This is a genomic window from Microbulbifer maximicatervae (SeqCode) (assembly GCF_052467305.1).
This window is the reverse complement of record NZ_CP174306.1, coordinates 45,676-62,147: the sequence shown is the minus strand read 5'-3', so window position 1 is coordinate 62,147 and position 16,472 is coordinate 45,676. Positions and strand designations below refer to the sequence as shown.

Here is a 16,472-nt window from a genome sequence, read left to right as displayed (position 1 = left end):
GCCGACAGTTGACAGAAGCACTTGTTTTACTGCTACTTAAGCCTGCTCCGCACTGTTTAGCATTGCGTGAAGCAACACATTACAACCCGCCTCAAGGTGATCCGGCTCCGCCGATTCTGCTTCATTGTGCGACAGCCCTCCTTCACAGGGCACAAAGATCATAGAGACAGGGGCGACTCGGGAAACATATACGGAATCGTGCCCAGCACCTGAAACCATCTTGCGATTGCTATATCCCAAGGTCTGTACAGCACTGCTAACCGAATCAATGCAATGCTTATCAAAGGCGACGGGAGGTGAGTACCACTCTTCACGAATATCGACTCTGGTACCTGTCTCTTCCTGTACTCTTTCAGCCGCCTTATACAAGGCTTTATGCAGATGGTTTAACCCTTCAGGTAACGGGTGACGGAGGTCCAGTGCCAGCACAACCTCTTCAGGAACTGTATTTCGGCTGCCCGGCGCCGCCCTTAAATCTCCACAGGTCATACGCGCATCTTCTGAATACTCCCGGACTTCACGATACATGCGCTCGCACAGAATGGACATTGCCTGGACCGGATCACGGCGGTCCTCCATCGGAGTTGGACCCGCATGGCAAGGCGTTCCGTAAAAAGTTACGTCATACCAGCGAATACCCTGTACACCAGTGACAACACCAATTACCTGATCCTGTTTTTCGAGGATCGGGCCCTGCTCGATATGCGCTTCAAATGAAGCTTTAATAGCCCTCGGCTGAGCGGGCTCAGTACCGAGATAGCCGATCCGCTCCAACTCTTCACCGATGGTGATACCCGATTTATCCGCGCGGCTGTGCCCATACTCCAAGCTAAATTCACCAGCCCAAACTCCGGAGCCCACCATTGCAGGGGAAAAGCGCGCACCCTCCTCATTAGTCCATACAACCACCTCTAATGGGGCCTTGGTCCTGATACCTTGATCCTCTAGAGTGCGCAGAACTTCCAGGCCGGCAAGTACGCCATATACACCGTCAAATTTGCCACCCGTGGGCTGGGTATCCAAATGAGAACCAGTCACTACCGCAGGCAAGCTGTTATCTGCTCCCGGTCGGCGGGCAAAAATGTTGCCCATCTGGTCCACTCTGACTTCACAGCCTATATCTCGGCACCAGCGCACGAAAAGGTCGCGCCCTTCACGGTCTTCATCTGTCAGGGCTTGTCGATTACATCCACCCGCTGGGGTCGCGCCTATCTCAGCAATTTCCATCAGGCTATCCCAAAGGCGAGAGCCATTGACACGTAGGTTTTGCGCTGGGTTTTCCATTCAAAGAGCTCCGGGCTTTATAATGGGTCCAATATAAATCACTTTGCCGTAATTTTTGTTTTGATCCACACCGGCTAAAGAGAGCATTATTTTGTAACTGGTCAAAACACACTCAGGAAGCAGCTGACTATGACAATAACTTATAGCTCTTACCTAAAAGTAGACGAGCTTTTGCAGTGCCAGAAACCCCTTTCCGATGGTCCCGAGCACGACGAACTACTTTTCATTACTATTCATCAAAGCTACGAGCTCTGGTTCAAGCAAATGTTGCATGAACTGGATTTCCTGGTGCGACTGTTCAACGCAGGTGAACGCAATCGCGCATTGCATACACTTAAACGTGTCGACACGATTTATCGTACTTTGATTCAACAGGTCGATATCCTGGAAACCCTAACCCCACTGGAGTTTATGTCTTTCCGTGATCGACTATCCACGGCTAGTGGTTTTCAGTCGTACCAGTTTCGCGAGTTGGAATTTCTTTACGGAGCCAAGGACCCGAAAAAACTGGAAAACTATTCCCCTGGCTCAGAGCACTACCAGCGCTTGATGAAGCGCCTTGAGGCGCCGACCCTTTGGGATGCTTTCCTAAACTTTTTGGTTCACGAGGGGCATAAGGTACCCGCTAATGAGCTTGAAAGGGATTTTAGCCAAATTGCAGAGCCTTCTTCGGCCGTCCAGAAAATACTGATCGATATCTATCGCAATGATCCACTGGTAAGTGAAATCTGTGAGGCTTTGGTGGACATCGATACTTCGTTACAACAGTGGCGTTACCGACATGTAAAAATGGTCGAGCGAACAATTGGCAGGAAAATGGGGACTGGTGGATCGAGCGGGGTAGGTTATTTACAGGGAACCCTATTTAGACCGGTTTTCCCCGACCTCTGGGCAATTCGTTCAGAATTCTGATATCGGATTTGATTTGAGGGGTACTTAAGTACCCCCCAATTTGTGACCAGTTCAAAACCATAATTCACAAATGAAAAAAGCCAGCAATATGCTGGCTTTTTAAGCGCGGGTAACTCACCGGGAACTTAGTCCTCGTAAGGTACCAGGGAGACCTGAATACCCAGGCTCACTTCCTTCGCGGCATCCGCAATCTGTACGTAAGTATCCGCACTAGACTTGTTGTGTGCACGCACAATCACCATTGCCTGCGGGTTCTCCGCATACATCTGAGCGATACGGGCCCGTACAGCACGGCTGTCAATACGGCTGCCATCCGCCATGGTGATTTCATCATTTGCACTGACCATCAACAGAATATTCTGTTTGTCGGGGTCTGGCTCAGACTTATCAGTTAAGTTCGGATCTGGCACATTTACGTCCAACGCCTTCTCTTTAACAAATGAAGCAGTCACGATAAAGAAGATCAACATGATAAACACAACGTCCAACATGGGCGTCAGGTCGATATCTGCCTTTTCTTCTTCTACGGCCTTTCCGCGTCGTCTACTCATAAAACACCGTGCAATTTTCAAATATCAGGGGTGCCGGATTGACCGGTCTAATCTGGTGGGCAAGATTGCCGCGATTTCGCAAGCATTGCAAGTGCGAGCGATAACAGAGATAAATAAACTTTAAAAATCAATAAGTTACAGAATCGAGCCGGCAAGAAAGATCAAATTTTAAGCAAAAATTCCGACTAACGTCCTGCTAGATAGCTGTGATAGTCAGGCACCTCATGCTCAAAGGATTGGTCCATCAATGGTGACTGTACCACCATATCTGCACTGCTCTGGTTACAAGCCACAGGGATATTCCACGCTGCAGCAATTCGCAGCAGTGCCTTGACGTCCGGGTCATGGGGCATGGGCTCAAAGGGGTCCCAGAAGAATATCAGCAAGTCCACCTGCCCCTCGCTAATCCTCGCTCCGAGCTGCTGATCACCTCCCAGAGGGCCACTTAAGAGCTTTTCGACACATAAACCCGTCGCATCTTCAATTTTTTCACCAGTAGTCCCCGTAGCCAATAACTGGTGTTGTTTGAGCAGACCGTGGTGTCTGAGACACCACTGAATCATGGCATCTTTACGGTTGTCATGGGCTACCAGAGCCACTCGCTTTGTCGCTGGCAGTGCTTTAGCAATAAATTCCATTTGAACCTCAATATCAAGAGTCTCTTCTATAGTATCTCAAATAAGCACCGACAGATTTGATTTTCCCGTAGGTTTAGTCCCTGTTATCGCAACCCAACTCCTTTATAAAGACTTCCAAACTTACTACAAGACGATTCATTAGATTCGAAGAAGTAATGTGAATTAATTCAAAGACCTCTTTATTCACTGTTATCTGGAGTAAGATCCCCCTGAACGCAGCCCCCTCGCTATAATGCAACAGCAAGAAACCGGATCTTTATAAGGAGTAAGTATGAGCGTAGGAGCCTGGGAGCCACAGGTAAGTGGCCCACAAAATGAAACCAGTGAAGAATTCAACCGGGAGCAGTTGCTCAGACTTATCGAAATTGCAGAGTCAGATAAACCTTTTACAGAATCAGTAGGAGCGTTTGAAAAAGTACCCTCCACACTTATTCGCCTTCCCTTCCAACACTGGATTGAAGAGAGCGAACATTGGAACAGTGCCCAGCTATGGCAACTGATCCGCTTCTTTACCTTGGCAGAAATGAATCTGCCAGGCTGGGACGCCGGCGCTGAGTCTGCAGTAATTCCCCTCGCCAAAGTACTCAAGCAACGCTCGACGCCATTAACAAAAGAACAACTGTTATGGATTCGCCAGAATTCCAACAATCGTTATTTGCCCTACGGACCACTATAAAGCTACACGATTGACTCCATATCACCCCAGTGACAGAGATATTCTGTTACTGGGTCAGTCCTCTCCCCCTCTCCCATTGCAAAACTCATAAGGTTGCCTTTGGTAAGAGCAGCCACTCCAAAGCAGAAGCATTGCCCATAAAAATATCATTAAGATTGTTGATCAACGTACGGATAATCAGGACTGCATTCAAATAGCTTCTGGCATTACTTGCCTCTGAATAACTGCCCTCTACTCCTTTTATGACTAGCAGGGATGTCACGTGATAGCAAAACAAATGACTGGAGACCAAGCGCTCGCTTTCTCGGTAATTAAAAAGACCTCGACTGAAGAGCACAAACTAATACAGTTCCGTCCCATTATATACATGGTTATAACTAGATTTATCACTGGTTTACTTTCCGCCATGTAAAAGTAAACCTCGCAGCAGCAATGGCAGATCCCGGCAGCCAAGCCCCCAAATACCCCAACCGGTTGGTACTTATATACGGGGCACTAGATCCCGTACATGAGTGTGAGTTCTCCCCCAGTTTTTAATTCCTTACTAAATACCAGGGTACGGCAATAGGACTCAAGCTGTCTCTGACATCTTGACACTTGCCAACTTTCCGCAATTTGAATATCACACTTCAATACGCAAGGTTACACAACCAGCTATGGAGGTTGCCCGCTAATTGACGCAGGCAAAAGCTCCCAGTTAAGTTTTGTTAATCCGGATCTCTGTTAATTGATGAACAGAAACTATCTGCCACCATCAAAATCCAACTATAAAAGCCAAAACAACTAAACCAACAGGTTCATAAAGCTTACAAAATTACTCAACTATTTAATGCCACTGATACTGACTTGATACAAAGAATATTGAAGTTAAAGAATCACCAGTAATGAGTGCTTTCAAGTTCCCAAAAAGATCAAAAACACAGTTCAAACGGCCCCCAATTGAAAAATATGTAAAAAAAAGCCATTTTTTTTACATTAAATAGAAAAAAACCATCTAAAGGACTTGCAATTAGGTATACAAATAAGCTGCAATTAGCGCCGCTAGCTTGGGGGGACTCACTATCAATTGTTTTCTGCCGAAAACATTCATCTTGGACGGTGCCTAATTCCGTTAAAGATGGCTGAGAATAATTGATAGGAATGCCCCCACTTACTAAAACAATTCATTTTGCAGGGATATTTAAATGGCTACTAAAAAAGCTGCTCAAGTCGCTACCAGCGACGTCGCAAAAATGGAAGCGGAGCTACGCTCCCTTACCGCTAAACTGGAAACTGCCCGCCTTAAGCAGGAAAAAGACCTGACTGTCAAAGCCGAGAAATTGGCAAACAGTGCCAAGAAGGCTGCCGCTAAAGCAAAAACTACTCAAGATAAAGTAGCGACTGTTAGAGCTAAGAAAAAGACTGCTGCTCAACAGCAACAGCTGAAAAAAGCACGTGAAGCCGCCGCTGCAGCTAAAACTGCTGCAACTGAAGCCAAAACTGCCGCAACTGAAGCCAAAGATGCACTGACTGAAATCAAAGCCGCCAACAAGCTGGCTTCTCAGGTAGCTAAGATCGTCGCTAAAGAAGAAGCTGCTGTAGCTAAGAAACTGGCTGCTGCTGAAAAGAAAAAAGCCGCTGCCGAAGCGAAGAAAACTGCTGCTGCCGCTAAAAAAGCCGCTGCTGCTGACAAGAAGAAAGCCACCGCAGCTAAGAAAAAGCCCGGCCGCCCAGCTAAAACTGAAGAAGCCAAGAAGAAGCCTGGGCGTCCCGCTAAGACCGAAGAAGCTAAGAAAAAGCCTGGCCGTCCCAAAAAAGACGCCACTGAAGCCAAAAAGAAGCCCGGTCGCCCAGCAAAAACTGAAGCCGCTAAGAAAAAGCCCGGCCGCCCCAAAAAAGCAGAGACCGCAGCCGCCGCAGCAACTGATGCTGCTCCTGTAAAACGCGGTCGTGGCCGCCCACCTAAGGCAGAATCCGCACAAAAGAAGCCCGGTCGCCCAGCAAAAGCGGAAGCCGCTAAGAAAAAGCCAGGGCGCCCCAAAAAAGCAGAAGCCACAGCCGCAGCAGCAACTGAAGCTGCTCCTGTAAAGCGCGGTCGCGGTCGTCCGCCCAAGGCTAAGTAAGCCAGCGCTTAAGTAAAACTGATTTATTCAGTTAGTTTAAACCCTGGCCTCGCCAGGGTTTAAACAGATCTTACTGCATCCGCAAGCCCTTCACCTGATGCTCCTCCCCCAACTCAATAACACAATCTGCCCAACCCGGCATATCCTCTAGTAAGCTCCGCGTCACTCTTTCGTAGTGTTGTACAAACTGAACAATTTGTTGATCTGTCATCCCCATTCCGGAGCGAACCCTAAGCTTATGTTCCTGTAACTTACGCCACTCAACGATACATTCCATACTCGGCGCTTTGAGCATCACCCATACATCGATAAGCGAAAAAAGATTTCGATAAGAACCTTCCAACTGTTGATTAACATAATTTCGCCATTCGCCAGTACTATCTTCCCTGCACTCCAGTTCATTGAGCGGTCCTTCATGCCCTTCTGAAGGCTTGGCCCCTAGGCACCACCCTTCGAAGATAACAACATCAACTTGCCCCCTGAGTACGGGCCACAAGTGCTTAGGGATCCGATCATCACGTCCTTTATCAAACCTAGGTAATGCGATAGCTGAATCACTACTGGCTGCGCACAGGGCTTTGAGCGTGCTGATTCCCAGGTCAATATCATGGGTTCCCGGTACACCACGAGTTTCGAGTAAAGGGTGTACCTGTGTAGCCAACTTGCGGCGCTGTTCTAGCGTTAAATAGATATCATCCAGAGACAAAACACAACAGCGGTAGCCCATCGCCTGGTAAATACATTGCCACACATCTGCCAGGGTCGACTTGCCGGTACCCTGCCCCCCGCTAACCCCAATTATTAATGGATTACTGCGCTTATAGCGAGTCAGTACCCAAACTCCGAGGGGAAGAAAAAGTTGTTCGAGTACCTGGAGGAAATCGCATGGTAATTGATGCTCACGCAACAGCTCCTTAAAAGGCCCCGATAAACTCTCCTTAAGCTGTCCACTACGCTCTAAAACTTCATTCGGCCATTTATCCTTATTCATAAATTCCCCGATATAAAAACGGGGGCCTAAGCCCCCGAATTTTGTGATCACTAATTATGATTACAGTACTTATATGGCCGTCACTAACTTGCTACCGACTCAATAACCCCCTCTGGATTACCCCTCTTCTTGGAGCGTCCCGGTAGCACTAACATAATGGGTGTGACCAATAACGTCAGCAAAGTGGAAAAGGTAAGCCCGTAAACAATTGCACTGGCTAGCTTCACCCAAAAAGAGGCTATCACTCCGTCGACAACAATATTGCGTCCGACCATATCCACACTGACGCCTAGCGCCAAGGGCAACAACCCAAGGATAGTTGTTGCCGTTGTCAAAAAGACCGGTCTCAGCCTCTGTGTCGATGCCTTTACTGCTGCTTCCGTTGGTGTGAGGCTCGGCTCATTCTTACGCACGAAATTATAGGTATCTATCAGTACAATATTATTGTTCACCACGATTCCAGCCAGCGCCACAATACCCACCCCGGTCATAATCACACTGAAGGTGCTTTGTGTTATTAGCAGCCCAAACATCACACCCAAAGTGGACATGATCACAGATGAAAGTACCAATAAAGACTGATAGAAGCTGTTGAACTGAGTTACTAAGAGGATAAACATTAAAAACAGAGCCAAGAGAAAGGCTATGCCGAGGAATTGAAAAGACTCATTCTGCTCCTCATCCGCCCCACGAAATAGCAGCTCAACCCGGTTATCCACCGGATTACTCTGCAACCACTTCCTTATTTCCTTCACTTTGTCATCCGGCAGAATCCCCTCTTGCGCATCAGCCTTAATTTGCATGCGAGTAATTCCGTCGATTCGCTCAATCTTATCGACCTTGGGCATGGCTTCTGTGTGCACAAAACTGCTAATCGGAACGGTACCCTGCACGGTATTAACTTTTAGCTGATCGAGCGCGGCTATGCCTCTGGCACTTCTGGGGTACCTGATACGTATATCTACTTCTTCATCCGTATCATCGGGTCGATATTCTGCAACCCGGACGCCATTAGTAACCAACTGCACCGCCCTGCCAACTTCAGTGAGATCGGCACCATATAAAGCAGCCTTGGCTCGATCGACTTTCACTTCCCACTCGATGCCAGGTAGTGGCGCGGTGTTTACAATATCTCGCAACCCGCCAATTTCCTCCATTGCACGGTGTAGTCGCCAGGTTTCCAGCAGTAGCTGCTCATAGTTCTGACTGCGCAACTCCAGAACAATATCCTTGCCTACCGGCGGTCCTCCCTCCATTACATTTGCGGTTACTTTAATTCCGGCAAAATCTGAGGTGCGGGAACGGATATCGGCAAAAATGTCGCGGCTCCGTCGCTCGCGTTCCTCTGCGGGATAAAGCTCCACTAACATATTGGCGATTTGATCTGGGGAACGATCAGAATTTCCAGAAATTCCGCCAGAACCAATAGTAGTGTGAGCTATTCGGACCTCAGGCACACTAAGCACGGCTCTTTCCACTTGCACCACCAGGGCTTTTTTCTCCTCCATGGACAAATTGCCCTGGGCCCTAATTTCTACATTACCGTATTGCTCTTCTGTATCCGTGAAAAATTCAACACCCGCACCAAAATTGACAAAGCCAATAAAGATGGCAACCAGAATGGCAATAGTGGTTAAGAACCCACCCAATGGGCGCTGCAGAACCTTCTCAAGAATACGCGCATACCAGCCGGTAATTCCAGGCAGGGCTCGAGGTAACCCATCCTCTAACTGGCTCAGGTAGTTACGAGTAGAGGCATCCATTGCGCTTTTGCCAAACAGTGAACCCAACACAGGAGCAAAAAACAGGGCGTACAAGAGTGACCCCGCCAATACTGCAAATACTGTAACGGGCAGGTAACGCATGAAGTCTCCCACCACTCCAGGCCACAGCATAATCGGCAAAAATGCTGCAAGGGTAGTCGCCGTTGAGGCAACTACCGGCCAGAACATCCGACTGACTGATGCAATATATGACTCCCTTGCTGACAAGCCTTCAGCCATTTTCCGATCGGCAAACTCGGTAATCACAATGGAACCATCAATTAACATACCGAGGGCCAGCAACATTCCGAACATCACCATAAAGTTAAACGAATAACCCAGATACCAGGTGATGATGGAACCAAACAGCAAAGAGAAGGGCACTCCCAGTCCCACCAGAATTCCCGAGCGAAAGCCGAGCGCGGCAACGACAATAATCATTACCAGTAGCATCGCGGTCAGGATGTTTCCCTGCATCTCACTGACCATATCCCGTGCGAAATCAGATTGGTCAAAAACAAACTCAACCGTAATTCCCTGTGGCAAAACACCAAATTCAGCCTGAACCACTTCCCGGACTCGATCCGCAACATCGACAGAGCTGGCATCGTTGCGCTTTTCAACATTAATAGCGAGCCCCGGGCGACCATTGATACTGGTGTAGCTCACTGCATCTTTGAAGGTTCTGCGAATATCTGTAACAGCACCCAAGGTCACAACTCCATCGCGTGACTTCTTGAGCGGAATTTCATAAACATCCTGAGCGGTCTCAATCAACCCAGGGACTTTCACTGAAAAACGGCCCCGATTGGTTTCCAGCTCCCCTGCAGGAATTAACAGATTGTTCCCCAATACCGCGTTGATTAACTCCGCACTGGTGATTTGATAGTGCTCCAGTCGCACCGGATCAATCACTGCCTCAACAACCTCCTCCCTATTACCGTGGAGATCTGCACCTAGCACCTCAGGGATACTCTCTATCTTCCGCTTAAGCAATTCAGCCGAGCGCAGTAAAACCCGTTCATTCACTTGCTCGCCGGATAGGGTAACGACGATGGTAGGGAAAGGTTGAGCGGATACTTCCTCCACAGTGGGCTCGTCGGCATCCCGGGGCAGCTCAGCCCTGGCCCGCTCTACAGCATTGCGAATATCATCGACGGCATCATCTACACCAATGGCAGAGTCAAATTCAATCACGATATATGCAAGGGATTCCCGGGCGACAGCAATCACCTCGACAACCCCTTCTACCGCACGAATTTCCTTCTCCAGAGGGCGGACCAACAGGCGTACACCATCCTCTGGGGAAATTCCCTCGTGAGTGACCTGTACAATTACAAATGGAGGGTTCACCTCAGGGCTTGATTCAATTGTCATCGCTGCGCGAGCAACTATGCCAATTAAAACGATCAGCAGCATCAGGCATATTGTACTGCGATTTCTTTGAATAGCGCTTTCCAACAGCTTCATCGCGAATCCCCCTCGGGAATCACTGAAGTTTCGGATACCGGAGTCACCTCTGCGGAATCTACTGGGGAAGCTTCCTTCGCTTGGTTCTCCCGGGAAAACTCCTCCCCAGTTTTCAGTATTTCTGCACGAACCAAATCTCCCGTAGTGACATATTCTTGTCCCACAGTAATCAGAGTCACTGTGTCGGGCAGTCCAGAAACCCAGACCCCGCCATCACCATCCCCAACCAGTGAAACATTGATAAATTGCACTCGGTTTTTATCATTGAGAGTCCGCACCCCCAATTCACCGCTATCATCCAGCGTGAGTAGAGATGCATTAATATGGTGGGCCGTAATTTCACCGGTCGGGAGGACCAGCTGACCACTCAAGCCTCCGGGAAGTTGATTACCTGGATTATCTACTGCTACCTCCACTCGGTAAGCCCGAGTAATTTCCTGCGCCTGTTGACTGATATAACGAAGGTATCCGTCTACTAACAGTCCTCTTTGTAATTGGGCTCTCGCCGGCCCGCCCTCAACAAGGCTCCCCACTTGATCCTCTGAAACTTCGCCAACAATTAAGATGGGATCCAAGTCAAGAATGGTCGCGCATTCCTCTCCCCGGCGAATAAAATCTCCCAGCTCCACCGCTCGGCTATTCACTACTCCAGCAAATGGTGCACGAATTTGCAGTTTCTCTACCGTCACTTTGGCACGTGTGTACTCCGCCTTGGTTCGGGCAAGCTCAACTTGCTGCTGGGCCATTGCGGTATCCGACTGCAGTCCTTTTTTCTTAAGTTTCTCGGCACCGGCAAAGTCTATTTCTGCTTTGCGTTTTGCCGCTTCAGCTAATGCCAGTTGCTCAATACGATCTTCAGCCTCGATTTCGCAAATGACATCCCCTTGTCTAACTGTCTGCCCTTCCGCAACTGGAAGTGCAGCAATAATGCCATCCAGTTCAGCGCGCAAACGTACATGCCGGTTAGCCTCAGTGCGCCCATTCACTAGTATCTGAGTGGCGTATGGGCTGGACTCAATGATTTGGGCTTGAATTCGCAATTCAGGCTCTGGCTTCTTGGCAGTTACCTCTTTAGATTCTGACTGCTCATCCTCTGCATCGGAGAATAACTGCCCACTCAGCAGCCATAAAATAGCGATCACCGAAACAATAATTGCCATTCGGTAATTGCGCCTTGACCAGATTGATGCCAATACATTCATAACTTACTAAACCTGTTGGGCAATGATGCGCCATCGCAAAAGGGGTCTTAAATCCAATCGAAGGGATCTGCGATAACAACTGAAGCGAAGCGATTTTTACACAATCACAGCGACATATAAAAAGCCCCGCTGTGTCCTACTCGAATTCTGTCAATAAATACGTGGTTAATGTCGGGCAAATGAAATATCCGAGTGATCTACAAATTTAGACTGGAATCAGCAGATAGTCCCCCCTTAAGAAAGGTGTACACATGTGCCAATAAAAATAAATACAAAGAGGAGAGAGAGCAGTCAGGAGCGAGGAAATAATTCTCTCGCCCTTGGTTTGAACGGGAAACCTCTACGACAGCATAGATTCCAGAAATCCAAGCATGTCGGATTCATCATCAACCAGCTCACCAGAACCAAACTCCGCATTCCAGTCGAGCAGAATTTGAGCCAAAGCTTTCGCCTGTTCCGCTAAGGCAATTAACTCTTCCCGGCTATTTTTTGGTCCCGTATAAAGTTTCAGCTTTCTATGGCTATTCGCCAACTGATGCCCCGGATACTTGGACCTATAGACCTCCAGTTTCCAACGCAATGAATGCACCATATTGCGATAGAAAACCAGTTTTGCTGGCAACTGTAAAAGTGATAAGTCTTCCAGGTCACCAAACAGCGTACAATCAACGCCCAGAACCTGAGTATCCTGGCTATTATTCGCGGCAAATACATCGGCACTGCGGGGCTCCGCCAATAGCATCGACAAATCACCAAATAACTCACCTGGACGTATTACCGCCAAAGGACGTTCATTTCCCGGAGCCTCCTCAGCTGCGGGACTGTTCACCTTCACATGTAACTCACCGCGTAACAAGAAGTAGACCCATTTATCCACATCCCCTGCACGCAGCAGCTGTTCACCCGACTGAAGGCTGACCAATCGGGAGCGCTTTAGCAATACATCGTATTGCCACTCACTCGAGGCACGAATATCCCGAAATAAATGGATGACATTGAGAAGACGATCCACAGCATCCCGTGGATACTCGCTAAGAGGTTTAATTTCCATGCACAATTCAAATTTAGTGAAAACTATTCCATTTTCCTGAAAAGAGTGGCCTAAGCCACTCTGCAAAGTGCCATTCTAAACGATATCAACCTAGCACACCTGTTTCTAAGTGTGACAATCGTTTCCTTACCAACCCTTTATCTTGGGCGAATGAGGACAGTCTGACCTTATCAGGCTTGAACTCCGTTCCAGTTACAGTAGAGTTAGGTGTAGTGAGTAGTACATTGTACTCTCACAAGCTTTGGGCGCGCACTTTTTAATCTGACTTGTGTGCATTGGGGTTGGGGCCCCTGAATTCTTACTTAGCGGAACATTTTGCTCCTGCTACTGAGACACCGTAGAACAATGAAATCGATAAAAATTGTCCTCTCTTTTTGGGTGTTTACATTTGCTCTCACTGCGAAAGCTGCACCACTTTTAAACGGTCTTGCACTAGAAAAACAATTTAATAAAGACATTTATATCGCTGCAATATACTCGGAAAATCTAACCCGGGATTCCAGCACACTACTCGACAACAATATTCCTCGGCGCTTGGAGGTTCGTGTTATCACCAAAAGTCTGCCGGCACGGCGACTCCGCAATCAATGGATGGAAGCCATTGCGATTAACAACCGCGGAGATACGCTCAGCAGTCAGGCAGAAAACATGGTGACCTTTGCCAATCTGTTTAAGGGGCGCTTTGCTCACGGTGATCAATTGAGTATCGAGTTCGCCGCCGATACCGGCTCGACAACAATCTCCCTTAACAGCATTCGGCTTGGAGAGATTGCTGACCCCGACTTCTTCAATACCTTGCTACGAGCCTGGATTGGTTCTGTTCCTCCCTCTACTGACTTTAAAGATGGGTTGCTCTCCGCCGGCCAAGTGTCAGGTAGCCTGGTAACTACATTCGAGTCCCTGGCCCCAACAAGCGAGAGAATTGCCGAATTACAACTCAAGCAAATAAACCAGGAAGAGGTCATTGCCGCCGAAGAGGCGCCAACTGAAGCCACTAAGCCTAAACCGGCTATTGAAATTGCTGATCTTCCGCCTCCAACTCTGGCCCTAGCCGCAACTGCTCCCGCAGCAGCGGTTGTAACTGAGACTGATAGCATTCAAGGGGACAGTGAACAGGGACCGCAACCGGAAGGGGCCGTTCCAGCACAAGCTGAGGAAGAGATTGAACTTATTACGGTACCTCCTGTGGATGGCCCGCTCCTGGCTGCAGATGCCGAAGATATGATGGAAGAGGAGGAAGAGGCTCCCCTGACGGCTGATATGATTCTGGCACGCCAGATCTTCCACTCCAGCTTGCTGCGTCACACTTTCCGCTACATTCGCTATCCTAAGCGGGCACAGGAGCGGGGTCATGAAGGCAGTGTACGCCTCAATGTGACTATTGATTCTCAAGGCCAGGTACAAGATATCCAACCGGTGCAGGAATCCCGTCATGCCAGCCTTAACCGGGAGGCCCAAGCTGCCGTGCGCAGAGCTGGCCCCTACCCGGGAGTCCCTGTGCAGCTAGGTACAGATACTTATAACTTTTCTATCCCTATCACTTTCCGCCTGCCAGATTAAATAGCTACTCAACTTGTACCAAAAGCCTCGCGATGCGGGGCTTTTGATTAAACTCACTCCAACGCAACTTATCCCCGGCTAGGCGCAGCCCTCTTGCCCCAGCTCACCCCCTGCTTTTAGTATGCTCAGCAGATATTCAGCCAAAAGAGCAAAAATGAAAAAGTTACTATTACCACTCGCTATTGCCGGTACCCTGGCGGGAGCCCAGTTCCCCCTGTTTGCTGTCGCTCACGACCACTCCACCGGTAGTAAAGCTGCCGCTGAGCAGGTTCAGCTTTCCTCAGGTATCGACCTGGGCGCTATGGATACCAGTGTACGGCCTCAAGACGACTTCTTTGCTTATGTAAACGGCACTTGGCTGAAGAATACTGAGATCCCTGCGGACAAGTCCCGCTGGGGTGGTTTCTCTATTCTGAGAGACCAAAGTACCGAGCAAGTCAAAGCTCTGATTATGGAAGCCAGCCAGGGAGCCAAGAGCGCCGATGCCAAGCAAATTGGAGATCTCTACAACAGCTTTATGGATAAAAAGCTGATCGAGAAAAAAGGGCTCTCCGCGGTTTCCGGCGAACTCGCCAAAGTCGATGCAATTAAAAACCGCAAGGATCTTACCGATTTCTTCGCCTATGCGGATACCGTCGGCTACGATGTACCATTTGGCGGAAGCATCTGGCAGGACCTGAAGCAAGTAGAAAACTACATGACTTTCCTGTGGCAGGCAGGCCTTGGACTCCCTGACCGCGACTACTACTTCGAGGACACTGAGAAGAGTAAGAAACTCCGCGAAGCCTATATAACCTACCTCGCTGATCTTCAAGGCCTCGCAGGACTTAAAGAGGCTGAAGACTTTGCCAACAAGATCTTCAAACTTGAGGAGAGTTTGGCAAAACACCATCGCAGCCGCGTTGATAACCGGGACCCGGAAAAGTACTACAACAAGAAAACTGTTGCTGAACTTAAAGAGCTAATACCCGTTGTAGATTGGGACAGCTACCTAGCCAAAGCCCAATTGAAGAAAGCAGATAGTTTTATTGTCGGCCAGCCTGAATACCTGGAAGCGGCCAATGAGATTATTGCCAATACTGAGCTGGCAACCTGGAAGCGCTACCTGAAGGTCAAAGTGCTTAATGCAATGGCGCCCTACATGCATGACGAAATCGCACAACTGCGCTTCGACTTCTACGGCACCACTGTTCACGGTATCGAACAGATGGAACCCCGCTGGAAGCGCGGCGTGCAATTCGTCAATGGTTCTGTAGGCGAGCTGGTCGGTAAGCGCTATGTAGAAAAACACTTCCCGCCCGAAGCTAAAGAGCGCATGATCATACTGGTTGACAATCTCAAAGCCGCATATCGCGATTCTATCGAATCCCTCGGTTGGATGGGTGAGGATACAAAAAAGCAGGCTCTATTTAAGCTTAACAATTTCACCACCAAAATTGGTTACCCGGATAAATGGCGTGATTATAGTGATTTAACTGTTAGCACCGACGATCTGGTTAGTAATGTACTCGCAGCCAAACTGTTTGAATCCTCTTATGAGCGTAATAAGTTAGGCAAACCTATCGACCGCGGCGAGTGGAGTATGAGCCCACAAACAGTGAACGCTTACTATAACCCAGCCATGAATGAAATTGTGTTTCCCGCAGCCATTCTGCAACCACCATTCTTCAATATGAGTGCAGACGATGCAGTCAATTACGGCGGTATCGGCGGTGTAATCGGCCACGAGATTGGGCACGGGTTCGATGATAAAGGCAGTAAATTTGATGGACGCGGCTATCTCAACAACTGGTGGACCGACTCCGACCGCAACAATTTTGAGCAGCTGACCAGCAAGCTCGTATCCCAGTACAACGCCTACGAGCCGCTTGAGGGTGAACACATCAACGGCGAGCTGACCCTGGGCGAGAATATCGGCGATTTATCAGGCCTGGGAATTGCCTATAAAGCTTATAAAATGTCTCTAGATGGCGAAGAGGCACCTGTTATTGACGGCTTTACCGGCGACCAGAGGGTCTTTATGGGCTGGGCTCAGGTGTGGCGCAGCAAGATGCGCGATAAAGCCCTCAGTGGACGTTTGAAGGTAGATAGTCACTCTCCCGCTGAATATCGTGTGAAAGGCGTACTACCAAATATCGATGCCTTCTACGAAGCATTCGATATTAAGGAAGGCGACGGTATGTACCTGCCTGAAGAGGAAAGGGTAACTGTCTGGTAAACCGGTACCCTCACCTGGCCGCCCTCGCGGCCGGGTTTCCCCTCAACCAATTCT

12 protein-coding genes are annotated in these 16,472 nt (G+C 48.8%); 5 read left to right on the top strand and 7 right to left on the bottom strand.

Features of this window, described 5'->3' with window-relative positions; genetic code table 11:
* Positions 1-36 precede the first annotated feature (36 nt).
* Complete coding sequence (locus tag ACJJI4_RS00260) at positions 37-1,284, bottom strand: Zn-dependent hydrolase (protein WP_444895215.1); 1,248 nt, start codon at positions 1,282-1,284, stop codon at positions 37-39.
* Positions 1,285-1,413: 129 nt separating this feature from the next.
* On the opposite strand from ACJJI4_RS00260, the gene ACJJI4_RS00255 reads away from it, so the two are divergent.
* Positions 1,414-2,196: a tryptophan 2,3-dioxygenase gene (locus tag ACJJI4_RS00255; protein ID WP_444926658.1), complete on the top strand. Its 783-nt coding sequence runs from the start codon at positions 1,414-1,416 to the stop codon at positions 2,194-2,196.
* Between the two features lie 125 nt (positions 2,197-2,321).
* Here the strand turns inward: ACJJI4_RS00255 and ACJJI4_RS00250 are convergent, their stop codons facing one another.
* On the bottom strand, positions 2,322-2,747 hold the full coding sequence (locus ACJJI4_RS00250; RefSeq protein ID WP_444914779.1) for an ExbD/TolR family protein: 426 nt from the start codon (positions 2,745-2,747) through the stop codon (positions 2,322-2,324).
* Between the two features lie 185 nt (positions 2,748-2,932).
* Positions 2,933-3,385, bottom strand: a complete 453-nt coding sequence (locus tag ACJJI4_RS00245; protein ID WP_444926657.1) for a methylglyoxal synthase — start codon at positions 3,383-3,385, stop codon at positions 2,933-2,935.
* Positions 3,386-3,656: 271 nt separating this feature from the next.
* On the opposite strand from ACJJI4_RS00245, the gene ACJJI4_RS00240 reads away from it, so the two are divergent.
* Together ACJJI4_RS00240 and ACJJI4_RS00235 are read left to right on the top strand one after the other, a co-directional pair.
* Entirely contained in the window at positions 3,657-4,061 is a 405-nt protein-coding gene (locus ACJJI4_RS00240; protein WP_282934304.1) for a hypothetical protein, read from the top strand.
* Positions 4,062-5,245: 1,184 nt separating this feature from the next.
* Positions 5,246-6,163, top strand: a complete 918-nt coding sequence (locus tag ACJJI4_RS00235; RefSeq protein WP_444926656.1) for a hypothetical protein — start codon at positions 5,246-5,248, stop codon at positions 6,161-6,163.
* A 70-nt stretch (positions 6,164-6,233) separates the two neighbouring features.
* On the opposite strand, the gene ACJJI4_RS00230 is transcribed toward ACJJI4_RS00235, so the two are convergent.
* From ACJJI4_RS00230 to ACJJI4_RS00215, 4 genes are all read right to left on the bottom strand, one after another.
* Positions 6,234-7,154, bottom strand: coding sequence for a phosphoribulokinase (locus tag ACJJI4_RS00230; protein ID WP_444926655.1), 921 nt, complete (start codon positions 7,152-7,154; stop codon positions 6,234-6,236).
* Positions 7,155-7,237: 83 nt separating this feature from the next.
* Entirely contained in the window at positions 7,238-10,387 is a 3,150-nt protein-coding gene (locus ACJJI4_RS00225; protein WP_444926654.1) for an efflux RND transporter permease subunit, read from the bottom strand.
* On the bottom strand, positions 10,384-11,547 hold the full coding sequence (locus ACJJI4_RS00220; RefSeq protein WP_413664354.1) for an efflux RND transporter periplasmic adaptor subunit: 1,164 nt from the start codon (positions 11,545-11,547) through the stop codon (positions 10,384-10,386). Before ACJJI4_RS00220 ends, ACJJI4_RS00225 begins: the two co-directional genes overlap by 4 nt.
* Before the next feature lie 382 nt (positions 11,548-11,929).
* Positions 11,930-12,640, bottom strand: coding sequence for a Crp/Fnr family transcriptional regulator (locus ACJJI4_RS00215; protein WP_444926653.1), 711 nt, complete (start codon positions 12,638-12,640; stop codon positions 11,930-11,932).
* A 345-nt stretch (positions 12,641-12,985) separates the two neighbouring features.
* On the opposite strand from ACJJI4_RS00215, the gene ACJJI4_RS00210 reads away from it, so the two are divergent.
* Positions 12,986-14,200: a TonB family protein gene (locus tag ACJJI4_RS00210; RefSeq protein ID WP_444926652.1), complete on the top strand. Its 1,215-nt coding sequence runs from the start codon at positions 12,986-12,988 to the stop codon at positions 14,198-14,200.
* Positions 14,201-14,354: 154 nt separating this feature from the next.
* The gene (locus ACJJI4_RS00205; protein WP_444926651.1) at positions 14,355-16,418 is read left to right on the top strand and encodes a M13 family metallopeptidase; all 2,064 of its coding nucleotides are present in this window, start codon (positions 14,355-14,357) and stop codon (positions 16,416-16,418) included.
* Positions 16,419-16,472: the final 54 nt, after the last annotated feature.